This window comes from Flavobacterium sp. GSA192, from assembly GCF_006386525.1.
Lineage (GTDB): Bacteria > Bacteroidota > Bacteroidia > Flavobacteriales > Flavobacteriaceae > Flavobacterium > Flavobacterium commune.
The window spans coordinates 180,817-207,811 of sequence record NZ_VAHC01000003.1 but is presented as its reverse complement, the minus strand read 5'-3'; the positions used below and the strand labels follow the sequence as shown (position 1 = coordinate 207,811).

The window sequence follows — 26,995 nt, the reverse complement described above, 5'->3', positions numbered from 1 at the left end:
AGTTTTATTTTACTCCCTATTATTAGAGCAATATTTCCTGTTTTTATATAAATAAGAGGCCGTTATCACATGAGCCAAAGCGTCTTTTGCTAATTCTTTATTCAGAGTTACAGGAGTAAACACAGTGTCTTTTTCAACCTTAAATTGCAAAGGTTCTTTATAAGGTTGCATGATAACTACCTGATTGCCTAATCTAAAAGCATTGATGTCGTTAAACTGCATTATGGCTCTTCCTTTTACATTTTCCGGAAGTTCAAACAAATTCCTGCCAGGCATTGGAGTACTTACATTCATACCAATTTTGCTTAAAACTGTTGGTTGTATGTCAATTTGACTACATAATTTGGTATATTTCTCTCCTTTTGGAAAATTAGGACCAATGATTAATGCTGGAATATGAAATTTATGAATAGGAACTAAATGCTTGCCATAAGTTCGGGTATTGTGATCAGCAATTATTACAAATATGGTGTTTTTATAATAGGCTTCTTTTTTAGCCATCTCAAAAAACTTTCCTATAGAATAATCGGCATATTTCATTGCATTATTTACTGTATTTTTCTGTTTGTCATATAATTTAATTCTTCCTTCGGGATACTCAAAGGGCTCGTGATTAGAGGATGAAAAAATTAATGAAACAAAAGGTTTTGTCTTTAACGAACTAAAATAGGTGTTTGCTTTTTTCATTACATCTTCATCACACCAGCCCCATGTTCCATGAAAAATGCTTTTTTTGGAATCAAAATTGTCTTCGTCAATCAAATAATCAAAGCCGTTTCCATTAAAAAAAGAACCCATATTGTCAAAATTATTCATGCCTCCATAAATAAAACTAGTGTCATATCCTTTTCTCTTTAATAAACTCGCAATAGTATAAAAATTGGTTTGGGAATTATTTAATTTTACAACACTTTCTGATGGCGAAGGTAAAAAACCTGTAACCACAGCTTCAATTCCTCTTACACTTCTAGTTCCTGTTGAATATAAATTAGTAAACAGCAAACCTTCTTTTGCTAATTTATCAAATTCAGGAGTTAGCTTTAAGCCTTCTAAACACCCTACATATTCTGCTCCCAAACTTTCTTCTAGTAGAATAACTATGTTGTATGGTCTCTTAAGTAGTGTATCAGAATATTGATTGTGTAACAATGGTAATTCTTTATCAGTAAAATCACTATTGCTAACATTCATATATTTTTTAACTCTTGAAATGGCTTCCTCAGGATTCATTTTCCCATAAATTTTCCCAGAGTTGCCTTCATTTTTTATTGAATATAATGCAAATGTAATGGTGTAAAATGAATTTAATCCCAAACAATTGGTCAATTGATCTGTAGAAAACACTGCATTACTTGAATTTATTGGTCTCTTGGAAGTAAGACTAGAGCGAGCTCCAAAAAATAACAGAAAAACAATCAATGGGAATAAAATCAACTTGGTTTTATAAACCGAAAAAACTGTTCCAAAAAGTCTTATTCTATGCTTTATCAAAACATAAATAAATACAGAAATGATAATAAAAGTTGCAATAATTGAAAGAAGATAACCTTTGTAAAGCAGCTGCAAAATTTCTTTGGGGTAAATTAAATATTGGATAAATAATTGATTCGGCCTAGTGTCGTATTGTCCTATGAAATTTGGTGTTGCTAATTCTAAAAACAAAATTAACGACAAGAAAAAAACAAAATAAAAAGTAAAAAAAACGCTTATTTTCTTTAAAAACCGATCTGGAAGTAAACAAATTAACAGTGTTGGAAGAAAGAGAATATAGCAGAGTATTATTAAATCCATTCGCAAACCTATTGGAAAAACATACCAATAATCAGCAGTTGAAATTACTCGTTCGATATAGAAAAAAAACAAAAGAAATCTAGATAAAGTAGTTATCAATAATCCAATAAATAAGAAACTAAATGTTGGTTTGAGGAAAGCTATTTTTTTCATAAATATAATTTAAAACTGAATTCGTAATAAATTATAAAAGTAGATTCAAAAATTAAATCAACCAGATTAACCACCTTAATATTTAATTAGTATCGGCTTAAGATTCGCTTAAGAATTTTTATTGACCTTTAGCTATTAAAACTTAAAACAACTGTAGTTCCTTTGCCTACTTCGCTATGAATTTCAAATTGAATATTGAGCAAATCTGCTAATCGTTTTACAATAGAAAGTCCTAATCCAGATCCTTTTATCTCGGGATGCTGCGTTGGATTTGAACGATAAAAAGGATTGAAAATTTTATCTAAATCTTCTTTAGCAATCCCAATTCCGTTATCCGTAATGGTACAAGTTGTAGTGTTTTGATTTTGTGAAAGTTGTATTGAAACAGTTCCTTTCTCATTAGAATATTTAATTGCATTACTGATAATATTACTGATGATTATGGATAGTAAATAATTATCGGATTCAATATTAAAATCTTTTGAAAAAGAAGGATTGATGCTTATTTTTTTGACATTAATTTTACTGGAAAATCGGGTCAGAATATCTAAAATCATAGCGTTCAAATAAACTTTTTCTACCTTCAAACTTTGAATTTGATTTTCAAATCGAGCCAGTAATAACAGTTGATCTACTAAAGTATTCAATCGATTTACTTCTGAAATTCCATATTTAATTTTGTCTTCATATTCCGCTTGTGTTCTGGGTTTTCTAACCAGAACTTCTAATGTTCCTTTCAAAACCGTTAATGGAGTTCGTAATTCGTGTGAAGCATCTGAAGTGAATTGTTTTTCTCTTTCTACGGCATTTTCAATTCTATCCAGCAAATCATTTATTGTTTTGGATAAAACATAAAGTTCATCTTTATTTTGAGGCAGAGAGATACGCTCCTTGAGATTGTCTTTAGTAATTTTGCTGGATGTTGCAGTAATTAAGCTTACAGGCTTGATACTTCTTCCGGCAATCAATCTGGCAATCAAGAAAAGAATAAGTAGTATTAGCGGAAAAGCAATTAATAAAGTATTTTGCAAATTATTCAAAATCATTGTTGCATCATCTAATGACATGGCAATTAATAAATAACCAACCACTTTATTTTTGTCTAATAGTGGTACTTGAATTTGTCTAATTGGTTTTTTATTCAAGTAAGTATCTATAAATTTATTGTTCCATTCTGTAGAATATACTTTGAGTTGTATTCCTTTTAAATTAGGAGACTTGTCAATTAATTGTTTGTTGATGTCTAAAAACTGTACAAAAACTGGATTTACATTAACGGTATTGTGCTCCCGTTCTCGCCATTCGTCCACCTGAATCAAATAAGTATTATTAGGATCAATGACAATCTCTCTTAAATGCTTTTGCACTTCGTCGTTAATATCTTCATTGATATGAGTATTTACATTGTGATCTATACTATGATAAATCACAAAAAACACCACCGAAATCAATAATCCCGTGCTGATGATGTAGTAAAAAGCAATTCTGTTTTTAAAAGAAAAGGAAAACATATATTGGGTGTTAATCATTAGCAATATAACCAACTCCTCGAATAGTTTTGATTAAATCTTCATCTTTATTTAAATTTAATTTTTTACGAATGGCATTCATAAAAACATCAATAACTCCAGTATCATATTCAAAATGAATGTCCCAAACGTCTTCTATAATTTGGGTTCGAGTGCAAACTTTTCCTTTATTTTGAACTAAATAGCGTAGCAATTCAAATTCACGTTGTGTTAAATTCACTTCAATTCCATTGACGCTAACAAGATATTGAGCCAAATCAATTTTTATAGACCCCAATTTTAATATTTCAGGTTGAGTTTGATTCCTAAAATGAATTTTAATTCGTTCGAGTAATTCTTCAAAACTAAATGGTTTTTTGATGTAATCATTGGCTCCAGCTTTGAGTCCTTCTATGGTTTCCTGAACTGTATCTTTGGCCGTAAGAAAAATAATTGGTGTTGTTGAATTTGCTTTTCGAATAGCTTTACAAACTTCAATTCCGGTTATTTTGGGTAACATCCAATCTAAAAGAATAATATTTACTGTTTGAGCCAAGGCTAATTCGAGTCCTTTTTTCCCATCATTAGCAACTAAAACAGTATAACCTTCTTCTTCCAAACCTTGTTGGAGAAAATTAGCGATACCTATTTCGTCTTCAATTAGTAGAATTTTCATTTTTTTATTGTAAGATAAACTTAAATCCAATAGTAGCAATATTTGCTGTTAAATTATCACTTCTTTGGTAATGATTGAATCTGAAATCGATATTCTTTAAACCTAATTTCCAAATTTTTGCTCCTGTAAAAATATCAGTATAATTAATACCAAAACCATATTGATTAGCATCAAAACTACTTAAATCAGCATCCGAAGTATAATATTTTTCGGTTGATAAATGGGTTTCATAAGGCGCATAATATTTAGATTGCGTTTGGGTATAAAAACGATACATTGGGAAAATAGTAAATCGATCAGAAATTTTAAAAGGTAATTCAATATTAGCTGTATGAGACTGAATATCCCAATTATCGGAATAATAGCGATAATAAGTTCTCAAAACAAATCGTTCGTTAATGTAATAATTGAGTCGCGCTCCAATAGGCAATTTGAATCGACTATTAGGCAATCTTTCAATATCGTCTGCTAATTTATAAACACCTGTATTACTTTCATTTTCGTAATTTGCAATATATTCAGGTTGGCCAATATAATAATTGTCTTTGTCAGCAAAATAAATTCGGTGATACGGTGTTGACAATAATCCTTGTTGCTTTAAAACATCAAAGAATACAGAGAATTGTAATTTTTTTGAAACTACCTGCGAAAATCCAAATGAAGCAGAATACGAATTTCGATTCACAGCACTTACAGTTTGAAAAATTGAAGGTAAATAATCCACCGTAGCTTGTCCGTTTTGATTTAAAACTGAAACTCCACTAAAAAATCCTTGGTTTAAGAAATCAGGACCATTTTTTGAATATTCGTGTAATTCTGTTGGATAAATAGGTCTCCATTGATCTAAATACGCATTGACTTTAAGATTTATTTCTGAATTTTTATCGTTAAAAAGTTGAGCTACACCTCCACCAAAACCTATAGAAGTATAATCATATTCATTAGAAAAAGAAACATCTGCATTCCAAATAAAATTACGAGAATCACTACTGTGAGCATAATTTACGGTTATAGCTGTTAACTGATCACTCTTTGAAGCTCCTGAAGAAGCTTGCCACGGAGTTCCATAAGGTGCTGTTGAACCTGAATTTGGATTATCATCGTCATCGTCGTCGTCGTCTTCATCACCACCACCCGAAGCACCAGTTGCATTAAATGGATTAATATTACTAGAAGAAGCCGATGAATAAGCCGAAATACCCAAATCAACCGTTAAAACATCATTGTCATTTATAGGCATGGAAACTACAACATTTGAAGCTATATCTGTTAATTGTTCCGAACCAAGACCACCTGAAACGGCTGATTTAGAACCGTCTTGATTGTAATAACTCAATAGAAAATCTACCTCGGTACTTTCTAAAACTCTTTTCTTAAACTGTATGCTGTCAGTAGTTTTTTGAGAAAATGCACTGATTCCAACTAATAAAAAGAAATATATGATTCTATTTTTCATCTTACATATTATAAAATAATACTCCATCCACTGGAGATAGAAATTTAGTTGCAACCACAACCTCCACCCGATTTTCCTCCATTGGCTCCAGCTGCAGCTTCTCTATAAGCCTGAAAAGCAGTTTCATAACGTTCCGATGTTCGAGCAGAAAGTTTCATGTCGGGATCATTGATGGATACTTTTTCATACTCTCTTACTGTGTTACACGATTGAAAAACAACTACAATCAATAACACTAAAATTATTTTCTGTATCATCTTATTCAAATTTTTTGATATCTATTCCTTTTGATGTATGAATTTTACCTTTATCATCCACAATAATACACTGAATCCCTTTCATTTGATTGACTAAATCCAAGCCTACTTCTACTCCAAGAACAAAAATTCCTGTAGCTAAAGCATCAGCAATTTCGGTTTGTTTGGCAAAAACCGAAACACTCACAATGCCTTGAGCCGGATATCCCGTTCGTGGATCGATGATATGAGAATAGCGGATACCATTAAAAACAACAAATTTTTCATAGCTCCCAGAAGTTTCTACAGCACTGTTTTCTAATGGGAAAGTGGCAAAAATTTTATTTTTATTCATGGGGTTTACAATAGCAACTGTCCAAGATTTTCCATCAACTTGTTTACCCCAAGTATTAATATCGCCTGAAACATTAACAATACCTGAAACACAGCCTTTAGTTTGGAGTAATTCTTTCACTTTGTCAGCAATATAACCTTGACCAATGCCACCAAGTCCTAATTTCATTCCTCCGATTTTAAGGAAAATAGTTTGCTCTTTTGAATCAAGAATAATGTTTTTATATCCAATTTTAGAAACCGATTTCTTGATGGCTTCTTCCGTTGGCATGGCTTTCATACTACCATCAAATTTCCAAATTTTATCCATTGAAGCATAGGAGATATCAAATGCTCCAGAAGTAATTTGGGATACTTTGATAGCTCTACCCACTAGATCAAATACTTCTTTATCTACTTTAATGGCTTTGATTCCGGCATTTTGATTGACTTTCGATATTTGCGAACTCGGAATCCAATCGGAAATTAAATTTTCGATGCGTTTTACTTCAGCTATTGCCATATCGATATATTGATTTCCTTGAATAGTGTCTTGTGCAACAACAGTTATTTCTAATGGACTACCTAACATTGATAGTTTTCTCTTGTGCGTGATTTGTCCAAAAGAACTATAAGTCGCAAGTAAAAAAAGGAAGTAAGCTATATTTTTCATTTTTTCTCCAATGAATGAATTAACTGTATATAATCTGTTGCTGAAATGTTTTTGAAACCAGTCATTCCAATCACTTTTCCTGTTTTATCCAAAAGAATCACCAAGGGAAAACTACCATTTCGATTGTATTTTTCCGCCAATTTATTATTCGATTCTGTTTGTTCGACTGACAACTGATTGGCTTTCTTTTTAGGAAAATCAGCTTTATAAATCACCCAGTTTTTTTCGGATTCAGATTTGAATACCTCCGATTTCCAAACTACATTATCTAATTTGATGCAAGGTGCACACCAATCTGAGCCAGAAAATACAAGAAGAATGTTTTTATTTTCATTTACAGCTTCTTTTTTAGCTTCATCAAAATTACTTTTCCAATCTTGAGAATACCCAAAAAATCCAGTTAAAACCAACAATAGTAATAGTGTATTTTTCATGAAATCCTTTTTTAAACTTTATTCAACAAACAACATTAAGTTTAATCAAAGAAACTAAAATTCAAAAAGAATATTACATGTTTATATCTTTCTTAAGCTAAACTTAAGAATAAAACCTAAAACCAATTTTCTACTATTATGAATCCTACTTTTATGTTTTTATAAAGAGATTATCCAATTTTACCAGGAGTACAACTCTTTATAAAAAGAATTAGAATATTCCAGTTTTTGAAATTTTTTAAAAAAATCAAATCAAAATTGCCAATAAAGCCATTGTGGCGATAAATCCCCACAACAAAATCCCTTGTATCAAAGGTTTTATACCAACGGCAAGTAGTACCGAACTACTCAATCCTGAACCAATAAAAAACAAGGTAACTGTTAGTCCAATTTTAGCAATTGAAACAATATAAGGAGTAGCCGTTGCTACTTGAGGGATATAAGTATTTGCAATCATAGCCAGAATAAAAAATCCTATAAAATAAGGGATTTTTATTCCTTTCGCTTTGTTTTTAAACAAGAAACTTGTCAATAAAACAACCGGAATTATCCATAAGGCACGCGCTAATTTTACAGTAGTTGCAATAGCTAAGGCTTCTGGACCATATTTATTAGCTGCTCCCACAACCGAACTGGTATCATGAATAGCTAAGGCGCACCAGAATCCAAAATCTTGCTGAGATAAGTTTAGCCAATGTCCAATAGTTGGAAACAAAAACAAGGCAATAGAATTTAAAATAAAAATCACTCCTAAGGCTACTGAAGTCTGTTTTTCGTCCGATTGAATGACCGGGGTAATTGCTGCGATGGCACTTCCACCACAAATGGCAGTTCCACACGAAATTAAATGTGAGGTCTTTTTATCAGTATTGAGCCATTTTCCTAAAACACTTCCCAGAAAAACAGTACTAAATATTGTGGCAACTGTGAGTATAAAACTTTCTTTGCTCGATAATAAAGCATTAGTAACATTCATTCCAAAACCCAAACCTACAACCGAAACCTGAAGTAAAACCCGAATGATTTTATGATTTAAATGCAACCAGGGATGCCCCGAAAGATTAGCAACAAGCAAACCTAATAATAATGCAATAGGCGGAGTAATCATCCCTGTCAAACAAACCAATAGCAAACTCACAAAAATAACCTGCTGTGTTCTGGTATGTTTTTCTAAATTAAAGATTCCGTGTTCAGGGAAAATTTTGGATTGTTTTTTCAAGAGAAATCTTTTTATTAAAATTTAAAATTGCTTACAACAAACCGTTGTATTTTCTAACAAACCATTCAGTTGCAAAAAAGCTACAAATAAAAACCAATAACCATTTCCAATCAATCAAGGGAGAACGTTTTATATTATTTTTTTCAATGGTTTTATAATTCTCATCAGCTAAAAGCGATTGGATCAAAGCATCTATTTGATTCGGATAATAAACTTTTCCCTTTGTTGATGAGGCTAATTGATTCAGTCTGTCTAAATCAGGATTTACAAATTGCTTTTCGATATCAAAATCTAGAATTTCAAAACGACCCGAATACGAAGCATTTGAATTTAATTCTTTCACCGTAAACTGATAATTCCCGGCAGCTAATCCATCCAGATTTACCTTGTAGGCATTGTTTCCTTTCAATAAATCGTAATTTTTAGTTTGCTTCGTTTTGGAATTAATCAGCTTAATAGTTAAATGTGCTTTTTCGTCAAATTCATAATTCTTATTGAAATATTGAGCTGTGATTTCGATAGCATCTCCTGAATTGTAAAAACTTTCGTGATTGACAACCAAAGATTTTTTAGCATTGTTTGTTGCCAAAAACTGAATGATTTTATCAATAAAAACATCATATTTTTCAAAAGATTCATTTGTAATATGACTTTCTAAACGCCATTTCCAACTGTTTTCTCCCAAGAGAAAAGCAGACCGATTTCCTTGATTTTCATTAAAAGCAAGCAATGGTGCCTGAGTGTCAATATTTCTGATTTTTGAAGAAAGTAAAACAGTAGTGTTTCCGTTTACTTTGATTTTTCCATACGGATTTTGCAAAGGAGGAAAATTTTCGAAACCAATATTATCAATAGCAAAAAGATTGAATTGCGATTTATATTCAGCCAAATAATCTTCTTTTTGAGAAGTCATTTTAAATTCTAAATTATTTTGCTGCTGATTTAAAAATCCAAAATCAGTATGTGTTCCGGTAATAAAAAAAGCATTAACTCGGGCTGATTTATTGGCATCAAAAACAGTTTTAAATTCCGTTGTAGGTTGGTAAAAAACCAAAACATTATAATTGTTTAATCCATTGATTTGTTTCGGATTAACTATAGTTGCTTTACGTTGTGCATTAGATTCAATTGCCCGTTTTAAAGCAGCTATATCAGGATGGTTTATTGACGAAATTATGGCAACATTGGTCTTTTGATCTATAATTTCTACAGCAAAATTTTTATTGTTGTTATAGCTGTTTTTTTCTTTTTCATTCGAAACCAAACTCGCCTTATACAACTGCGTTCCTATTTTATTTGCTGATAGCAAAAGAGAAATAACAGCTGTATTTTTAGTAGCAGAAAAAGAAACTTTCTGCTTGCTCAAAACTGAATTTCCCTGCGAAATCTGAAAATCAGCAGTTATATTTTTTGTGCCTGAATATTGTAAAAACACTTCTACAGGAAATTTATTCTTAAAAAAAGCGTATTTATTGACATTCAGCTGATTGATTTTTAAATCTAAAACCCTGGTTGTATCTCCTAAAACTATGGGATAAACTTTATTGGAAGCATCAAAACTATATACATAATCATTACCTGAAGTTTGGTTTCCATCACTAATTAGTACCGTAGGAAACAGGCTATTTCTGTTGATTGCCTTTAAATCTTTAGCCGCTACGTCCAGATTGGTTTGAGTTCCTTTAAAATTTAATTTTTCTAAAAGAGAAAACTCCGAATCAAATTGATAGGATTGAATGTTGAATTTTTCATTCAATGCTTTATTGTTTTTTAGCTTCAAATACAATTCAGAAGCTGTTTTTTCAGCTTTTAAAAAAAATATGGAACTGGAATTATCAACCACCACAGCAAGCGGAGGCTTAATCATTTCTGTATTATTGGTTGTAATTATTGGATTTACCAGCAATAATAATATCCCGAAAATGCTTAAAAAACGCAAAAAAGCCAAGAGTAAATTAACTTTTAATTGACTCTTGGCTTTGTAATAATATTGAAAATAAGACAACCCAGCTGCTATTAATAATGAAAGCAATACTAATAGAATGGTGTTTGTTGTCATATTTTTAGTTTATGGTTTATAGTTTATAGTTTGTGGTTTCAAAAAAACAACAAACTATTAACAACAAACTGATTAAGTAAGCATTCCTCCGCAAACATTCAATACTTGTCCTGTAACATAAGCACTCATATCTGAAGCTAAGAATAAACAAGCATTTGCAACATCTTCAGTAGTTCCACCACGTTTCAATGGAATTCCTTCTCTCCATCCTTTTACAACATCTTCGCTTAATTTAGCAGTCATTTCAGTTTCAATAAATCCTGGAGCAATAGCATTGCAACGGATATTACGAGAACCTAATTCTAAAGCTACTGATTTTGTAAACCCAATAGCACCAGCCTTAGAAGCCGCATAATTAGTTTGTCCTGCATTTCCGGAAACCCCTACAACTGAACTAATATTGATGATTGAACCTGCACGTTTTTTCAAGAATGTTTTTTGAATGGCTTTAGTCATATTAAAAACCGATTTCAAATTCACATCAATTACCTGATCAAAATCAGCCTCTGACATACGCATTAACAGATTGTCTTTTGTAATTCCGGCATTATTGATAAGGATATCAACTGTACCAAAATCAGCTAAAATAGTATCTACTAAAGTTTGTGCTTCATTAAAATCGGCAGCATTGGATTTATAACCTTTAGCTTTAATACCTAATGCGTTCAATTCATTTTCCAATACCTGAGCTGATTCAGCAGATGAGCTGTATGTAAAAGCAACATCGGCACCGTTTTTTGCAAAAACTTCAGCAATCCCTCTTCCAATTCCGCGACTTGCGCCTGTAATAATAGCTACTTTTCCTTCGAGTAATTTCATATTATGATAATAAGTTTATTTTCTAAATTGAGGTACAAATATAAACGATTTAGCTGTTTTATAAAATTTATGCTATAAAAAAAGCCTTACCGAAGTAAAGCTTTTAATAATAATATTTTATTTCACTGAAAATGAATTAGAAAGCTACATTCCATCTTGGCAATTTTGCATTTTCACTTAAAAAGTTTTGCAAAATCTGAGCTTCGACAAAAGTAGGAATCACTTTAGTATCATCGTTAAATGTTTCATACCAAACTACTTCTAAACGGCTAATTTCTTCTTTTTTCATTTGTGCAGGCCAAGAATATTTTCTTCCTGTTTTTGCAAATTGGTGACCATTTACAATTTTATCATACAGTCCGCCATTTTTAGTCTTCAAAGTACCATCATTTTGTACCGTTCCTGTAGAACCTACCATGATTAATTCTTTTTCATCGGCAACATCAAAAACTAAAAATACCCCAGAACCTTCAGAGGCATTACAAACTTCTTCTAAACTATCTTCGATTGTTAATGAAAATTGATTTTTAACTTCGAATCCTTCTAATTCCTTATACATAGTATTTTCTTTTGAATTGATTTCAGAAAAAAATATGAAATCAATTATTTATTTTTAATTTACTTTTAGATTAAATCAGAGCTTTGATTTTAATCGAGTGCAAATGTATTCCTTTAATTCTGTTTTATACTAAAAAAGCCCCACAAATGTGAGGCTTAATTTATTTAAAATTTAATTTAGAAATAATTAAACTGTTGCTGTAACTAATACTTCTTTAACTTTTTTACCAATTTCAGCTGGTGAATCAACAACATAAATTCCGTTGTCTCTCATAATTTGTTTTTTAGCAGCAGCAGTATCGTCAGAACCCCCAACAATAGCACCGGCATGTCCCATAGTTCTACCAGCAGGAGCAGTTTCTCCAGCGATGAAACCAATTACAGGCTTACGGTTACCATCAGCTTTAATCCATTTAGCAGCATCAGCTTCTAATTGACCACCGATTTCACCAATCATGATGATTGCTTCTGTTTCAGGATCGTTCATTAATAATTCAACTGCTTCTTTAGTAGTTGTTCCAATGATTGGATCTCCACCAATTCCGATAGCAGTAGTGATTCCTAAACCTTGTTTTACAACCTGGTCAGCAGCCTCATAAGTTAAAGTTCCTGATTTAGAAACAATACCTACAGTTCCTTTTTTGAAAACGAAACCTGGCATGATACCAACTTTAGCTTCACCCGGAGTGATAACACCTGGACAGTTAGGCCCAATTAATCTGCTGTTTCTTGCTTTAACGTAGTCGTTTGCATAAATCATGTCAGCAACAGGAATTCCTTCTGTAATTGCAATGATTACTTTAATTCCGGCATCAGCAGCTTCCATAATTGCATCAGCAGCAAAAGCTGGTGGTACAAAAATAATAGAAGTATCAGCACCTGCTTGCTCAACTGCATCTTTAACAGTGTTAAAAACAGGAAGGTCTAAGTGAGTTGTTCCCCCTTTTCCTGGAGTTACACCACCTACAACGTTTGTACCGTATTCAATCATTTGAGAAGCGTGGAAAGTACCTTCGCTACCTGTAAATCCTTGAACGATTATTTTGGAATCTTTATTAACTAAAACACTCATGATATATATTTTTTGTGATTTTTAAATTTGTTATGCAAAAGTAAGATTTTCGAAATTAATCTAAACAGTTTTCTTACCAAAAAAAAGATGGATATTCTACCCATTTTGTTAGCTTCAACACAAATTATTTACTTTTTAAACAAAATTAATAATTTGGCAGCACTTTTTTTATTGTTTTAATTTATCAAGAATCTCCGGAATCTTTTTGATATTGGCTAATTGTTTTAATTTTTCTCTGGACTCCTGAATAGGTGTTCCGAAATAAGTTTTCCCTCCTTCTACTGATTTAGTTACTCCGGTTTGTCCCATGACAACAGCTTTTCCTCCAATTGTAATTCCGCTGGTTGTACCAACCTGTCCCCAAAGTGTCACTTCGTCTTCAATGATTACACAACCTGCAATTCCGGTTTGAGAAGCTATTAAACATTTTTTTCCAATCACAGTATCATGACCTACATGAACCTGATTGTCAATTTTTGTTCCTTCACCAATTGTTGTATCACCGGTAACCCCTTTATCAATAGTACAAAGAGCACCAATGCCTACATTATCTTTAATAACAACACGACCTCCTGATAGCAATTGGTCAAAACCCTCAGGACGTTTTTTATAATAAAACGCATCGGCACCAAGAACAGTTCCGGCATGAATAATTACATTGTCTCCTATTATAGTATGATCATAAATGGACACATTAGAATGAATCAAACAATCTTTTCCAATAACAACATTATTACCAATAAAAGAATTTGGCTGAATTATAGTTCCTTCGCCAATAATTGCCGTTGGAGCAATAGCTACTCCGGCAAATTGGAAAGGTTTAAAAAAATGAGTTAGTTTGTTGAAATCACGAAAAGGATCATCAGAAACAAGCAATGCTTTTCCTTCAGGACAATCCACTTTTTTATTAATCAAAACAATTGTAGCTGCCGAGTTTAGCGCTTTGTCGTAGTATTTAGGATGATCTACAAAAACAATATCTCCTTTCTCCACCACATGAATTTCGTTCATGCCTAAAACCTCAAAATCCTCATTCCCTACAAATTCACAGTTGAGTAAATTTGCGATTTCTTTTAAAGAATATGCTCTTGTAAATTTCATCTTTTTAGTATTTAGCCCGACTGTCGGTAGGCAGGTATTCAGTTTTTAATGTCCAGCCTGATTTTCAAACTGGAGCACTAAATACTGTAAACTATTCTTTAACACGCTCCATGTAGGATCCTGAAGCGGTATCAATTTTAATTTTATCTCCTTCGTTGATAAACAAAGGAACGTTAACTGTAGCTCCAGTTTCAACAGTTGCTGATTTAGTAGCATTTGTAGCTGTATTCCCTTTTACTCCCGGTTCTGCATAAGTTACTTCAAGAATAATTGAAGCCGGCATATCTACTGATAAAGGCAAATCAGTTTCAGTATTAATCTGAACCATTACATTAGTTCCTTCTTTCAATAAATCCGGAGCATCAAGAATACTTTTGTTCAAAGTAATTTGCTCAAAAGATTCGTTATTCATAAAATGAAATTGATCTCCTTCTGCATATAAATATTGGTACGTATGTGTTTCTACGCGTACATCATCAATTTTATGTCCTGCTGAAAAAGTATTATCCAATACTTTTCCGGTTGTTAAACTTTTTAATTTTGTTCTTACAAAAGCAGGTCCTTTTCCTGGTTTTACGTGTAAAAATTCGATAATTTTATAAATATCGTGGTTGTATTTAATACAAAGTCCGTTTCTAATATCTGATGTAGATGCCATTTTATTTATGATTTAAGATTGTAGATTTTAGAGTTTATATTTCTAAAATCTTATTTTATTTATTTTCTAAAGATCAACTAATATAAATTAAATACCTGATCTTTTCTCATTCTTCTTTTTTTATTCTATTAGCCTTTAATAGCCTCCACTATAACCTTTCATAATACCTCTGGAAGAGTTTCTTATAAAATCAATAATTTCGTCTCTTTCAGGAGTTGCTTCCATTTCGGCTTCTATGATTCCTAAAGCCTGAGTATTATTATAATTTTTTTGATATAAAATTCGATAGATGTCCTGAATTTCTCTGATTTTTTCAGTTGTAAAACCTCTTCTTCTCAATCCAACAGAATTGATACCTACATAGGACAAAGGTTCTTTAGCCGCTTTAGTATAAGGAGGAACGTCTTTACGAACTAAAGAACCACCTGAAACCATTGCGTGATCTCCAATATTGATAAACTGATGTACTGCTGCCAAACCGCCTAATACAGCGTATTTACCCACAATAACATGACCCGCCAAAAGCACACCGTTTACAATAATTGCATTATCTCCTACTACACAATCATGAGCAATATGAGCTGCTGCCATAATTAAACAATTATTTCCAATAACTGTTTGTCCGGAAGCATTAGTACCTCTGTTGATAGTTACACACTCTCTAATAGTACAGTTGTCACCAATAATAGCCAATGAATCTTCACCACCAAATTTTAAATCTTGTGGAACAGCCGAGATAACTGCTCCGGGAAAAATATTGCAATTTTTTCCAATTCTTGCACCTTCCATGATGGTTACATTAGAACCTATCCAGGTACCATCGCCAATTACCACATTGTTATGAATGGTTGTAAAAGGTTCAATTACCACATTTTTGGCGATTTTCGCACCAGGATGAACATAAGCTAACGGTTGATTCATCTATTTTTTGTTTTTATAATTAATTACCTTAATTACTATTTAAAAAATCATAGTAACAGGGAGGAACTGTTTCTATCCTAATTATTGTTGTTGTTTTCTTGCAATTTGTGCCATTAATTCAGCTTCAGCAACTAATTTACCATTAGCGTAAGCATTAGCCTGCATGTGGCAAATTCCTCTTCTGATAGGAGTAATTAAATCACACTTGAATATTAAGGTATCTCCTGGCAATACTTTATGTTTGAATTTCACATTATCAATTTTCATAAAGTAGGTCAAATAATTCTCCGGATCCGGAACGGTACTTAAAACTAAAATACCACCAGTTTGTGCCATAGCTTCAACAATTAAAACTCCAGGCATAACCGGAGCATCAGGGAAATGTCCAACGAAGAAATTTTCATTCATAGTTACATTTTTCATCCCCACCACATGACTGTCAGACATTTCGATGATTCTGTCAATCAACAAAAATGGTGGCCTGTGTGGCAACATTGCCATGATTTTATGAATATCCATCAAAGGCTCTTGATTCAAATCGTAAACAGGAACGTAGTTGCGTTGTTCAATTTTAATCATCTTAGCCATTTTCTTTGCAAATTGTGTGTTTACAAAATGACCTGGTTTATTAGCAATAACTTTTCCTTGTATTTTTGTTCCAATCAAAGCCAAATCACCTATTACATCCAATAATTTGTGTCTTGCAGCTTCATTTGGATAATGTAAAGTCAGATTATCTAAAATACCATTTGGTTTTACAGTAAGTGTTTCTTTACCAAAAGCTACTTTTAAATTTTCCATTGTTGCTGTAGAAATTTCTTTATCTACATAAACAATAGCATTATTCAAATCACCGCCTTTAATCAAACCATTATCTAAAAGAGACTCTAATTCGTGCAAAAAGCTGAAAGTTCTTGAAGATGCAATTTCAGTTTTAAAATCGTCTATACTTTTAAGAGTTGCATTTTGTGTACCTAAAATTTTAGTACCAAAATCAACCATTGTAGTTACCGTATAATGATCACTAGGCATTACCAGAATTTCGCTTCCGCTTGCTTCGTCAGTAAATGAAATTACTTCTTTTACAACGTAAACATTGCGTTTAGCACTTTGTTCCTCTACACCTGCTTTTTCTAAAGCTTCAACAAAATATTTTGAAGAACCATCCATAATAGGAAGCTCTGAAGCATCTAATTCAATGATAACATTGTCTAAATCACAACCTACCAGAGCAGCTAAAACATGCTCAGGTGTTTGAATTTTAACGCCTAATTTTTCCAGATTTGTACCTCTTTGAGTATTGACAACATAATTTGCATCTGCCTCAATTACAGGATGTCCTTCAAGATCTAACCTAACAAAAGTAAAACCATTATTTGCAGGAGCAGGTTTAAAAGTCATTTTAACTTCTTTACCGGTGTGTAAGCCAACTCCCGTTAACGAGATTTCTGTTTTGATGGTCTTCTGTTTAACCATTGTTTCCATGTTTTTGGTTTAATATTTGTTTCTTTAATTCGTCAATTTCTGCAATAATCTTAGGGAAATTTTTGAAATGCACATAGGATTTACTAAAATCAGTATAACCAAATGTAGGACTCCCTTGCAAAACTTCGTCGTCTTTTATATTTCTTGCCACTCCGGACTGCGCCTGGATTCTGACATTATTTCCAATTATTAAATGACCTGATATTCCTACTTGCCCGCCAATCATTCCGTTTGTACCAATCTTAGTAGAACCCGCAATTCCGGTTTGAGCAGCTATTACAGTATTTTCGCCAATTTCAACATTGTGAGCAACCTGAATCTGATTGTCTAATTTCACTCCTTTTCTAATTCGGGTTGAACCTAATGTGGCTCTGTCAATTGTAGTACAAGCTCCTATTTCAACATCATCTTCAATAACTACATTTCCTATTTGGGGAATTTTCTTGTATGTTCCATCCGAATTGGGTGCAAACCCAAAACCATCCGAACCAATAACAGTTCCTGCATGAATAATACAATTATTACCAATTATGGTTTCCGAATAAATCTTTGCGCCGGCAAAAATAGTGACATTATCGCGAATGACAACATTATCGCCAATAAAACAGTTAGGATATATTTTTACATTATCACCAATAACCACATTTGTACCTACATAACTAAAGCTACCTAAATATAAATTTTGACCATATTTGACATCTTCAGATAAAACTGTATGAGGTTCGATACCTTTTTTACTGGCTTTTTTTGCCTGATCGTAAAATTCTAATAACTTGGAAAAAGCCATATAAGCATCATCCACCTTAATTAGTGTTGTTTTTAAATCTGATTCAGGGACAAAAGTTTTATTTACAATGGTTATTGTAGCCTCGGTAGTATAGATATAATTATTGTATTTGGGATTGGATAAAAAAGTAAGCGAACCCTCTTTTCCTTCTTCTATTTTAGATAATTCATGGACTTCAGCTTGGGGATTCCCCACTACTTCGCCCTCTAAAACACCCGCTATTTGTTCTGCTGTAAATTTCATTCCGACAAAAATATAAAAAATAGATTTTAAATATGGTTTTATACCAGTTGTTTTGGGAAACAAATGTAATATTTGGTCACCGACTTTGATAAAGATTTCAAATTCAATTGATCTGATGATTCGATAACATCTTCAACTGTTCGGTCTTTTTTCAAAATTCGTATGGGTTCAGCTTCCTTGTCATAAGCCTGATTTTTTATTTTTCCTTTAAAAATAAAATAATTAGCATCGGCTACACTGATATTATTTTCTAAGGCAAAACGCTCTTTTAAAGGAGTTAAATCTTCAATGGCTACTTTTTCACTAGTCAATTTTATTTTCAATAAATCTCTGTTGATAATCATTTTACTCAAAGTAGATAAAATAAAATCATCTTGTCTTTGCCAGGCTTTTAAGGCGCTAATGATATCAAAATCATCTAACTGAGAAAACAAATCTAAAGTAATAGTATTAAACGATTCCAACGAAATTTTATTTTGCATAAAAAATTGCAATGGCTCACTGCAAGGCAAAACCATTCCTTTTAATGCTAATTCTTTGGCGCGTTTTAAGATTTTTGTCAAAATCAATTCGCCCACTAAACTGGTCTTGTGCAAATAAGCCTGCCAATACATCAGTCGGCGTGACATTAAAAATTTCTCAACTGAATAAATACCTTTTTCTTCGATAACCAAAAAATCATCTTCAACATTCATCATTTGGATTAAACGCTCCGAATTGACATTTCCTTCAGCCACACCCGAATAGAAACTATCACGTTTTAAATAATCCATTCGATCCATATCCAATTGACTTGAAATCAATTGCAACATGAATTTTCGATGATAATCTCCTTCAAAAATTTTAATCGCCAGACTTAATTTTCCTTTGAACTCAACATTTAATTGCTTCATGAACAACAACGAAATTTCCTCATGATGCACATCTTCTACAATACTTTTTTCCATTGCATGCGAAAATGGTCCATGCCCAATATCGTGCAATAAAATAGCAATATACAATGCGTTTTCTTCTTCTTCCGAAATGGAAACCCCTTTAAAGCGCAACACATCTACGGCTTTTTGCATTAAATGTAGGCAACCTAAGGCGTGATGAAAACGAGTATGATTAGCTCCGGGATATACTAAGTACGACAAACCCATTTGAGAAATACGTCTTAATCGTTGAAAATAGGGATGCTGAATTAAGTCGTATATTAAAGCATTTGGAATGCTGATAAATCCATAAATAGGATCGTTGAATATTTTAAGCTTATTGATTTGCGTCACTAGAACTTGAATTTTAGGTTGACAAATATAAGTAAATTAGATTGTAAAAACAGTAAAATTACTAATTCTCCAAGGTGTTTACTTTTAGAAAAAAGTTGTACACGACCCGAGCGATAGCGAATTGGCGAAGCAATTACAACAATTGTTACTAATTATAATCAAAATTAAAATCTAATAACACAAATTCTATCTGTTTTAATGATTAGTGTAATTAAAAACAACGTTTAATTTGTACTTATTGGTCTAATTTTCGGCAAAAAATTTAATGCACTTGACCTGCTAATTGCCATTTTTAAAGTTTTCTTATCCAAATATTTCTAAATTGATTTTTAGCACCATGATCCTGAAGCGAAATAACATCGTCACCATGAGAAGACGGATAATTATGTAAACCGATATAAAGCGTCAAACCATTTATTGTTACATTATTTTGTATCAAAACACCGTTTAGAAAAACAGTAATTCTGGCTGGAGCATCAATTTTTCCATCAGTCCTGAAGCGTGGTGCGGTATAGATTACATCATAAACATTCCATTCCAATGGTGATTTTACAGCATTTACTAATGGTGCATGATCCTTATATATACTTCCCGCCTGACCGTTACTGTAAGTTCTGTTATTATAAGAATCTAAAATTTGCAATTCATATCTGTTTTGGAAAAACACACCACTATTTCCCCTTGCCTGTCCTCCATCTAAAACTTCGTCCGGCGTACTCCATTCTAAATGCAACTGACAGTCTCCAAATGTCATTTTTGTCTGAATATCACCCGAACCTGGTACAACTTCTAAATAATCATTATCAACAATTTTCCATTCCGCCGGTTTATTACTGTTTTTTTTACTGACCCACTGATCTAAGTTTTTTCCATCAAATAAAACAATTGCGTCCGAAGGTGCGTTGCCCAAAATTTTAGCAGGCGTAATTATTTTTACTTCCGGTTTCCAAATTTCAGTCATTTCAGGTTTCATGGGCATTGGAGAAACTTCCGGCGGAGTATTTACAAACTTGTTTTGTGCTGTAATTCCTGCCGAAAATAAGACTACCGATAAAAAAGATTGTTTCAAAACTTTAAATTTCATGGTTCAATTTATTTGAATGGTTAATTTTTGATTCTCAATATTAAGCATTTTTTTTAAGAACTAATTTTATTAAAATAAAACTATTGAACAATTGATTTTGATGTATTTAACTGAATTATTTTCAAATCTGAAAAATATGGCTGTATAAAAATTAACACAAAATTAAGTTCGGTTAGTTCGGTATTTTACGAACTAACTTTAAATTTGCAAAAAATTAGTCATGGACATCAAAAAAGAAAGAGAAGAAATCATTGAATTGTATGGGAATTATTTTGAAAAACTCTACAATATTTCACCACTTGCGGCAAGAATATTAGGAACACTAATTATTGACGGATGCAAAACAGGGCTTACATTTGAATCTTTAGTCGAAAAATTAAGTGCCAGCAAAAGTTCAATTTCTACTAATTTGAACTTACTCTTAAAGATGGAAAAAATATCCTATTTCACCAAAACAGGAGACCGCAAAAAATATTTTAAACCGGCCAACTTAAGTGAACGCCTTGGCAATATTATCAAACTAATCGATTCTGAAATGCTCATCATTGACCGACTGGTCGAGTACCGAGAAGCCACTGTTTCCTGCCCTGAAGAAAAGTGCAATTTAGAAAACGTAAAAGCCTACAGAACACATATTATAGAAGTTGGAAAAGTGTTTAGTAAAACAATCAACAACTTCAAACAAATAGAAATCAATAACAACAATAATAAATAATTTGTCTCAATGAAAAAACTTTCATTAACCCTTATAAGTGCCATTCTCTTAGTAGCTTGTGGTAAAAAAGAAGAACAGGCAGCAGCACCTTCTGTAATTCCGTACAAATTAATTCAAATACAAAAATCAAATACTACTCTATTAGCCGAATATCCTGCAACTTTAGAAGGAATTACAGATATTGACATTCGTGCAAAAGTGGATGGTTATATCGAAAAAATATATGTTCAGGAAGGTCAGGAAGTAAAAAAAGGACAATTGCTTTTTAAGCTGGAAACACAAACGGCTAATCAGGAAGCCGCTGCTGCTAAAGCAAAAGTAACTGCAGCTCAGGTAGAAGTGAATCGTTTAAAACCATTAGTAGAACGCAATATTATCAGCGATGTACAACTGGAAACAGCTAAAGCAAATTTAGCCAGTGCCAAAAGTACCTATCAAAGTATTCTTGAACGCATTAATTACGCAACAATCAAAAGTCCGGTAAATGGAATAGTAGGAACTTTACCTTTACGATTAGGAAGTTATGTAAGCAGCCAAACTGCCGAGCCATTAACCCGAATTTCAGATGTAAGTACTATTTATGCCTATTTTTCAATGAACGAAAAACAGCAATTGGATATTACCATGCAAACTCCTGGAAAAACTTTTCAGGAAAAAATCACTAAAATGCCTGCCGTCAATTTGATTCTAAGTAACGGAATGCAATATGATTTAAAAGGAAAAATCGAAACTTTTAGCGGACAGGCTAATACACAAACAGGTTCTTTTAACGTAAGAGCCAGTTTTCCAAATGCAAACAAAGTATTGCGTTCCGGAGGAAGTGGTAGTATTCAAATTCCAACTAATTTAAAAGATGTGATTTTAATTCCACAAAATGCTACTTTAGAAATGCAGGACAAACGCATTGTATTGGTTACTGATAAGGACAACAAAGTAAAATTTGTTCCCGTTGAAGTTCGTGCGGTACCCGGAGGACAATATTTTGTTGTTGATAAAGGATTGAATAGCAATGATAAAATTCTTATTGAAGGTGTAGGAATTGTTGCCGAAGGAACAGCAATAAAACCTGAATTAGTGGACTATGCCTCCATAATTACTGCTGATAAAAAAGCCATTAACTAACATCGAATAATAACAGAGTATGTTTTCAAAATTTATTGACAGACCCGTATTGTCAACGGTAATTTCTATTATCATTGTTATACTGGGAATATTAGGGTTGATTTCGCTTCCCGTTTCACAATATCCCGAAATTGCACCTCCTACGGTAACGGTATCCGCTAATTATCAGGGTGCGAGTGCCGAAGTAGTAATGAACTCGGTAGTTATTCCTTTAGAAGAACAAATCAATGGTGTAGAAGACATGACCTACATGACTTCAACCTCAAATAATGATGGTTCAGCATCGATTAATATATTTTTTAAATTAGGAACTAATCCTGATTTGGCAGCTGTAAATGTACAAAACCGTGTAGCACGTGCTGCTTCATTATTGCCACAGGAAGTTACTAAAGCCGGAGTTACTACATCAAAAAAACAAAGTGATAACATTTTAATTTTATCGCTGTATAGTGAAAATCCGGATTACGATATTACCTTTCTTCAAAACTATGCCAACATTAATATTTTACCAAAAATCAAACGTGTTCCGGGAGTTGGAGAAGCGATGATATTTGGTCAGAGAGACTACTCCATGCGTATTTGGTTGAAACCTGATGTTATGGGAGCTTATGGTTTAGTGCCCTCGGATATTTCTGCATTATTGGCCGAACAAAATATTGAAGCTGCTCCGGGACAATTAGGAGAAAGCGGCGACCAGTCTTTCCAATATACTTTAAAATACAAAGGACGCTTACAAAGTACTAAAGAGTTTGAAGAAATTATTGTGCGTTCTACTCCCAATGGCGAAGTATTAAAACTGGGGGATATAGCCCGAATTGAACTGGGAGCGGTTAATTATGCCAGTAAATCGTTTACTAACGGCAACCAATCCATTGCTATTGCCATTGCTCAAACCGCAGGATCTAATGCACAGGAAGTAATTGAAGGCTCTCTGAAAGTAATGGATCAGTCAGTAGTGAATTTCCCCAAAGGAGTAAAATATACCACTTTAATTAATGCTAATGATTTTCTGGAAGAATCTATTTCTAAGGTAATCCATACTTTAATTGAAGCTTTTATATTGGTATTCCTTGTTGTTTTCATCTTTTTGCAAGACTGGAGATCTACATTAATACCGGCTATTTCTGTTCCGGTTGCTATTGTTGGAACCTTCTTTTTCTTAAGTTTATTTGGTTTTACCATTAACTTATTAACTTTATTTGCGTTAGTATTAGCTGTTGGTATTGTGGTTGATGATGCCATTGTGGTTGTAGAAGCTGTTCATGCTAAAATGGAAGCCGGTGAACATGATCCTAAAAAAGCAACTCATAGTGCCATGGGCGATATCAGTAGTGCTATTATTTCGATTACCTTAGTCATGTCGGCGGTATTTATTCCGGTTTCATTTATTAGTGGATCTGCCGGAGTTTTCTACAAACAATTTGGATTGACCTTGGCTATTGCTATCGTGCTTTCTGCTATCAATGCCTTAACACTTTCGCCGGCTTTGTGTGCTATTTTCTTAAAAAATCATGGAGAGAAAAGTAGCAAAGGATTTTTAGACCGTTTTTACTCTGCTTTTAATGCCGGATTCGACTCAACAACTTCTAAATACAAAAGAGCCGTTGAATTTTTAGTTAAGCGTAAATGGTTAGCTTTCTTAGGAATTGTTGTTTTTGCAGGACTTTTTATCTTATTGACTAATACTACTCCAAAAGCGTTTGTACCTAGCGAAGATACCGGAGCCATTCTTTCGGATGTTTCTTTAGCACCGGGAACTTCTTTAGAAAAAACCGAAAAAGTACTAATCCAAATTGAAAACCAGGTAAAAAACATGCCTGAAATTCAGGAAGTACTTCGTATTTCAGGTCGAAGCTTGATAAGTGGAACAGGAAGTAATTACGGGATGGTCATTGTAAAATTAAAACCCTGGGCCGAACGTAAAAATGCAAATCAGGAAATTACCGCTGTGGTACAGGAATTATTCAAGCGTGCTGCAGTTGTTAAAGATGCCAAAGTACTATTCTTTGCGCGCCCTACATTAGTTGGTTTTGGTTATTCGAATGGTTTCGAATTTCAATTACAAGATCAAAAAGGAGGAACAATCCAGGAATTAAGTACGGTAAACAGTCAATTTTTGGCGGCTTTAAACAGTCGTCCGGAAATTCAATATGCAGCTACTTCATTCTCTCCTAATTTCCCGCAATACCGAATTGATTTGAATGTAGCAGCTATAAAAAAATCTGGGCTTAGCGTTACCGATGTTTTAGGTACAATGCAAGGCTATTACGGTGGAGTTTATGCTTCTAACTTTAATAAATTCGGAAAGCAATTTCGTGTAATGTATCAATCCGAACCACAATTCAGAACAGATCCGGAATCTTTAAACAAAGTTTTGGTTCGAAATAGCAGCGGACAAATGGCTCCAATTTCTGAATATGTAAAATTAGAAAAGGTATTTGGCCCTCAAGCCATCGAACGTTTTAATTTATTTACTTCGGTAAAAATTACAGGAGCTCCAAAAGAAGGATACAGCTCAGGAGACGCTATTAAAGCGATTGAAGAAGTGGCTGCTCAACATTTACCTTTGGGTTACGGATATGAATTCTCAGGAATGACGCGTGAAGAAATCAGTGCAGGGGGACAAACCTTATACATTTTCTTATTGTGTCTGGTGTTTGTTTATTTCTTATTGGCAGCCCAATATGAAAGTTATATTCTGCCTTTTGCCGTATTGTTATCATTACCTGTTGGTTTAGCCGGAACCTTTATTTTTGCTTATTTCTTTAAGTTAAGCAATACTATTTACCTCCAAATTACGCTCATCATGCTTATTGGATTATTGGCTAAAAATGCCATTTTGATAGTCGAATTTGCTGCCGAAGCAAGAAGAAAAGGCTTAAGTATTTCACAAGCAGCCATACAAGGTTCAGTAGCTCGTTTGCGTCCTATTTTGATGACTTCTTTCGCCTTTATTCTTGGATTATTGCCATTAATGTTGGCCAAAGGAGCCGGTGCGGTTGGTAACAAAGCAATTGGTACAGGTGCTATTGGAGGAATGCTTATCGGTACTATTTTAGGAGTATTTGTAATTCCAATTTTGTTTATTGTTTTCCAAAATTTACAGGAAAAAATTTCAACAAAACCACTTCCAACTCCAATTGGCGAATCTAATATTGAATCTTTAGAAAAAGAAAATGAAAAATAGAATATATAAAATCGCTTTATTAGCGATAGCTGCGGTCTTATTACAATCTTGTTTTGTGTCCAAAGATTATAAAAGACCTGAATTAAAAACAGCCGATTTGTATCGAAATGAAGTAGTGTCAACTGACACTGTTTCATTTGCAAATGTTTCCTGGGATAAGATTTTTACCGATCCACTTTTGCAGAGATATATCACAAAAGGATTGGAAAACAATTTAGATATTAAAATCGCCATGCAAAATCTTGCCGCTGCCGAAGCGTCTATGAAACAAGGAAAAGCAGGCTACTTCCCTACTCTTTCTGCCGGAGCCGACTGGACACATCAGGAATTGTCTAAAAATAGTCAGTTTGGTGCAATTGTTCAAAACCGTAGTACCGATCAGTACCAGCTTACTGGAACTTTATCCTGGGAAGCGGATATTTGGGGAAAAATACGAAGCAATAAACGCGCAACCAATGCTGCGTTTCTACAAACTTCGGCAGTTAATCAGGCTATAAAAACCCAATTAATTGCTTCGATTGCCACTACTTATTACCAGTTAATGGCTCTTGATTCTCAAATAAAAGTAGCTGAAGAAACCTTAATCAACAGAGAGCAAAGTGTTGAAACAATCAAACAACTTAAAAAAGCCGGAAACGTTACCGAAGTAGGTGTCAAACAAACCGAAGCTCAAAAATATGCAACACTATTAATTATTGCCGATTTAAAAAACAATGCCGTTTTACTGGAAAATACGTTGAATATTCTTTTAGGCGAATCTTCTAAAAAAATAGAACGAAGCACTTTTGAAACGCAAAAAATACAACCCCAAATTACCCTTGGCGTTCCTGCTAATTTACTGCGTAATCGTCCTGATGTAATTGCTGCTGAGTACAATTTGATCAGCAATTTTGAAATGACAAATGTTGCTAAAAGCAGTTTTTATCCTTCATTTAAAATCACAGCTACCGGCGGATTACAAACTATTCATCTGAATGAATGGTTTAGTGCTAATTCCATTTTTGCCAATATCGTTACCGGTTTAACACAGCCTATTTTTAATCAAAGGCAGTTAAAAACCAAATATGAAATTGCAAAAGCCAATCAGGAAAAAGCCTATATTCAATTTGAACAATCGCTTTTAACGGCAGGGAAAGAAGTTTCGGATGCACTGGCACAATACAATAATGAAACTTACAAAATCAAGGTTCGTGAAAAACAGGTTGATGCGCTAAAAAAAGCAGCAAATTTTTCAGATGAATTGTTGACTTATGGTTTAGCCAACTATCTCGAAGTTTTAACGTCTAAAAACGATGCCTTGAACGCCGAATTGAGTTTGGTTGATAATAAATTCCAACAATACAAAGCCATCATTCAATTGTACAAAGCCTTGGGCGGAGGATGGCAGTAAATTATTATTTCCTCAGTTTACATTAGGTTATATATCCAAAAAGCTAT

At 33.2% G+C, this 26,995-nt stretch carries 23 protein-coding genes; 4 read left to right on the top strand and 19 right to left on the bottom strand.

Annotation, left to right across the window (positions count from 1 at the left end; genetic code table 11):
- Positions 1–9: 9 nt before the first annotated feature.
- The 19 genes from FDM27_RS07770 to FDM27_RS07680 all read right to left on the bottom strand — a co-directional run bounded on the left by FDM27_RS07770 (position 10) and on the right by FDM27_RS07680 (position 20,534).
- On the bottom strand, positions 10–1,344 hold the full coding sequence (locus tag FDM27_RS07770) for an LTA synthase family protein (protein WP_232227100.1): 1,335 nt from the start codon (positions 1,342–1,344) through the stop codon (positions 10–12).
- A 728-nt stretch (positions 1,345–2,072) separates the two neighbouring features.
- Entirely contained in the window at positions 2,073–3,455 is a 1,383-nt protein-coding gene (locus tag FDM27_RS07765) for a sensor histidine kinase (protein WP_071186470.1), read from the bottom strand.
- A gap of 10 nt (positions 3,456–3,465) precedes the next feature.
- A complete protein-coding gene (locus FDM27_RS07760; RefSeq protein ID WP_071186468.1) occupies positions 3,466–4,128 on the bottom strand; it encodes a response regulator transcription factor in 663 nt (220 codons plus the stop codon).
- 4 nt (positions 4,129–4,132) lie between these two features.
- A complete protein-coding gene (locus FDM27_RS07755) occupies positions 4,133–5,584 on the bottom strand; it encodes a DUF3570 domain-containing protein (protein WP_140485840.1) in 1,452 nt (483 codons plus the stop codon).
- A 44-nt stretch (positions 5,585–5,628) separates the two neighbouring features.
- Positions 5,629–5,841 (bottom strand): DUF4266 domain-containing protein, encoded by a 213-nt coding sequence (locus FDM27_RS07750; RefSeq protein WP_140485839.1) that lies wholly within the window; start codon positions 5,839–5,841, stop codon positions 5,629–5,631.
- A 1-nt stretch (position 5,842) separates the two neighbouring features.
- Complete coding sequence (locus tag FDM27_RS07745; RefSeq protein WP_140485838.1) at positions 5,843–6,826, bottom strand: FAD:protein FMN transferase; 984 nt, start codon at positions 6,824–6,826, stop codon at positions 5,843–5,845.
- Positions 6,823–7,260, bottom strand: a complete 438-nt coding sequence (locus tag FDM27_RS07740) for a thioredoxin family protein (protein ID WP_140485837.1) — start codon at positions 7,258–7,260, stop codon at positions 6,823–6,825. The genes FDM27_RS07745 and FDM27_RS07740 overlap by 4 nt, the downstream gene beginning before the upstream one ends.
- A gap of 247 nt (positions 7,261–7,507) precedes the next feature.
- Positions 7,508–8,461, bottom strand: coding sequence for a YeiH family protein (locus FDM27_RS07735; protein WP_410503841.1), 954 nt, complete (start codon positions 8,459–8,461; stop codon positions 7,508–7,510).
- Between the two features lie 49 nt (positions 8,462–8,510).
- Positions 8,511–10,538, bottom strand: a complete 2,028-nt coding sequence (locus FDM27_RS07730; protein ID WP_140485836.1) for a hypothetical protein — start codon at positions 10,536–10,538, stop codon at positions 8,511–8,513.
- 72 nt (positions 10,539–10,610) lie between these two features.
- The gene (gene fabG / locus FDM27_RS07725) at positions 10,611–11,357 is read right to left on the bottom strand and encodes a 3-oxoacyl-[acyl-carrier-protein] reductase (protein ID WP_071185767.1); all 747 of its coding nucleotides are present in this window, start codon (positions 11,355–11,357) and stop codon (positions 10,611–10,613) included.
- A gap of 136 nt (positions 11,358–11,493) precedes the next feature.
- Positions 11,494–11,916: a hypothetical protein gene (locus FDM27_RS07720; protein WP_140485835.1), complete on the bottom strand. Its 423-nt coding sequence runs from the start codon at positions 11,914–11,916 to the stop codon at positions 11,494–11,496.
- Between the two features lie 186 nt (positions 11,917–12,102).
- Entirely contained in the window at positions 12,103–12,987 is an 885-nt protein-coding gene (gene sucD / locus FDM27_RS07715; protein ID WP_071185766.1) for a succinate--CoA ligase subunit alpha, read from the bottom strand.
- A gap of 168 nt (positions 12,988–13,155) precedes the next feature.
- Positions 13,156–14,088: a UDP-3-O-(3-hydroxymyristoyl)glucosamine N-acyltransferase gene (locus tag FDM27_RS07710; RefSeq protein ID WP_071185765.1), complete on the bottom strand. Its 933-nt coding sequence runs from the start codon at positions 14,086–14,088 to the stop codon at positions 13,156–13,158.
- A gap of 91 nt (positions 14,089–14,179) precedes the next feature.
- Positions 14,180–14,746: an elongation factor P gene (efp, locus tag FDM27_RS07705; protein ID WP_071185764.1), complete on the bottom strand. Its 567-nt coding sequence runs from the start codon at positions 14,744–14,746 to the stop codon at positions 14,180–14,182.
- 135 nt (positions 14,747–14,881) lie between these two features.
- Positions 14,882–15,667, bottom strand: a complete 786-nt coding sequence (gene lpxA / locus FDM27_RS07700) for an acyl-ACP--UDP-N-acetylglucosamine O-acyltransferase (protein ID WP_071185763.1) — start codon at positions 15,665–15,667, stop codon at positions 14,882–14,884.
- Positions 15,668–15,748: 81 nt separating this feature from the next.
- Complete coding sequence (locus FDM27_RS07695; RefSeq protein WP_140485834.1) at positions 15,749–17,143, bottom strand: bifunctional UDP-3-O-[3-hydroxymyristoyl] N-acetylglucosamine deacetylase/3-hydroxyacyl-ACP dehydratase; 1,395 nt, start codon at positions 17,141–17,143, stop codon at positions 15,749–15,751.
- Positions 17,136–18,182 (bottom strand): UDP-3-O-(3-hydroxymyristoyl)glucosamine N-acyltransferase, encoded by a 1,047-nt coding sequence (gene lpxD, locus FDM27_RS07690; RefSeq protein WP_071186462.1) that lies wholly within the window; start codon positions 18,180–18,182, stop codon positions 17,136–17,138. The genes FDM27_RS07695 and lpxD overlap by 8 nt, the downstream gene beginning before the upstream one ends.
- Positions 18,183–18,220: 38 nt before the next feature.
- Positions 18,221–19,450: an HD domain-containing protein gene (locus FDM27_RS07685; RefSeq protein WP_071185762.1), complete on the bottom strand. Its 1,230-nt coding sequence runs from the start codon at positions 19,448–19,450 to the stop codon at positions 18,221–18,223.
- Positions 19,451–19,742: 292 nt separating this feature from the next.
- Positions 19,743–20,534: a DUF1080 domain-containing protein gene (locus FDM27_RS07680; RefSeq protein ID WP_140485833.1), complete on the bottom strand. Its 792-nt coding sequence runs from the start codon at positions 20,532–20,534 to the stop codon at positions 19,743–19,745.
- A 220-nt stretch (positions 20,535–20,754) separates the two neighbouring features.
- Between FDM27_RS07680 and FDM27_RS07675 the strand changes: the two genes are divergently transcribed.
- The 4 genes from FDM27_RS07675 to FDM27_RS07660 are packed head-to-tail and all read left to right on the top strand — an operon-like array spanning position 20,755 to position 26,948.
- Complete coding sequence (locus FDM27_RS07675; protein WP_140485832.1) at positions 20,755–21,249, top strand: GbsR/MarR family transcriptional regulator; 495 nt, start codon at positions 20,755–20,757, stop codon at positions 21,247–21,249.
- A 9-nt stretch (positions 21,250–21,258) separates the two neighbouring features.
- A complete protein-coding gene (locus FDM27_RS07670; RefSeq protein WP_140485831.1) occupies positions 21,259–22,371 on the top strand; it encodes an efflux RND transporter periplasmic adaptor subunit in 1,113 nt (370 codons plus the stop codon).
- 19 nt (positions 22,372–22,390) lie between these two features.
- Complete coding sequence (locus FDM27_RS07665) at positions 22,391–25,558, top strand: efflux RND transporter permease subunit (protein ID WP_140485830.1); 3,168 nt, start codon at positions 22,391–22,393, stop codon at positions 25,556–25,558.
- On the top strand, positions 25,548–26,948 hold the full coding sequence (locus FDM27_RS07660) for an efflux transporter outer membrane subunit (protein WP_140485829.1): 1,401 nt from the start codon (positions 25,548–25,550) through the stop codon (positions 26,946–26,948). The genes FDM27_RS07665 and FDM27_RS07660 overlap by 11 nt, the downstream gene beginning before the upstream one ends.
- The last annotated feature ends 47 nt before the right edge of the window (positions 26,949–26,995 follow it).

Bases quoted from the DNA above. Each gene is read 5' to 3' on its own strand.
- FDM27_RS07760 (WP_071186468.1), bottom strand. From the start codon at position 4,128: ATGAAAATTCTACTAATTGAAGACGAAATAGGTATCGCTAATTTTCTC.
- FDM27_RS07665 (WP_140485830.1), top strand. From the start codon at position 22,391: ATGTTTTCAAAATTTATTGACAGACCCGTATTGTCAACGGTAATTTCT.
- FDM27_RS07745 (WP_140485838.1), bottom strand. From the start codon at position 6,826: ATGAAAAATATAGCTTACTTCCTTTTTTTACTTGCGACTTATAGTTCT.
- sucD (WP_071185766.1), bottom strand. From the start codon at position 12,987: ATGAGTGTTTTAGTTAATAAAGATTCCAAAATAATCGTTCAAGGATTT.
- lpxD (WP_071186462.1), bottom strand. From the start codon at position 18,182: ATGAAATTTACAGCAGAACAAATAGCGGGTGTTTTAGAGGGCGAAGTA.
- FDM27_RS07765 (WP_071186470.1), bottom strand. From the start codon at position 3,455: ATGTTTTCCTTTTCTTTTAAAAACAGAATTGCTTTTTACTACATCATC.
- FDM27_RS07750 (WP_140485839.1), bottom strand. From the start codon at position 5,841: ATGATACAGAAAATAATTTTAGTGTTATTGATTGTAGTTGTTTTTCAA.
- lpxA (WP_071185763.1), bottom strand. From the start codon at position 15,667: ATGAATCAACCGTTAGCTTATGTTCATCCTGGTGCGAAAATCGCCAAA.
- fabG (WP_071185767.1), bottom strand. From the start codon at position 11,357: ATGAAATTACTCGAAGGAAAAGTAGCTATTATTACAGGCGCAAGTCGC.
- FDM27_RS07660 (WP_140485829.1), top strand. From the start codon at position 25,548: ATGAAAAATAGAATATATAAAATCGCTTTATTAGCGATAGCTGCGGTC.
- FDM27_RS07695 (WP_140485834.1), bottom strand. From the start codon at position 17,143: ATGGTTAAACAGAAGACCATCAAAACAGAAATCTCGTTAACGGGAGTT.
- FDM27_RS07730 (WP_140485836.1), bottom strand. From the start codon at position 10,538: ATGACAACAAACACCATTCTATTAGTATTGCTTTCATTATTAATAGCA.
- FDM27_RS07720 (WP_140485835.1), bottom strand. From the start codon at position 11,916: ATGTATAAGGAATTAGAAGGATTCGAAGTTAAAAATCAATTTTCATTA.
- FDM27_RS07670 (WP_140485831.1), top strand. From the start codon at position 21,259: ATGAAAAAACTTTCATTAACCCTTATAAGTGCCATTCTCTTAGTAGCT.
- FDM27_RS07680 (WP_140485833.1), bottom strand. From the start codon at position 20,534: ATGAAATTTAAAGTTTTGAAACAATCTTTTTTATCGGTAGTCTTATTT.
- FDM27_RS07710 (WP_071185765.1), bottom strand. From the start codon at position 14,088: ATGAAATTTACAAGAGCATATTCTTTAAAAGAAATCGCAAATTTACTC.
- FDM27_RS07675 (WP_140485832.1), top strand. From the start codon at position 20,755: ATGGACATCAAAAAAGAAAGAGAAGAAATCATTGAATTGTATGGGAAT.
- efp (WP_071185764.1), bottom strand. From the start codon at position 14,746: ATGGCATCTACATCAGATATTAGAAACGGACTTTGTATTAAATACAAC.
- FDM27_RS07740 (WP_140485837.1), bottom strand. From the start codon at position 7,260: ATGAAAAATACACTATTACTATTGTTGGTTTTAACTGGATTTTTTGGG.
- FDM27_RS07755 (WP_140485840.1), bottom strand. From the start codon at position 5,584: ATGAAAAATAGAATCATATATTTCTTTTTATTAGTTGGAATCAGTGCA.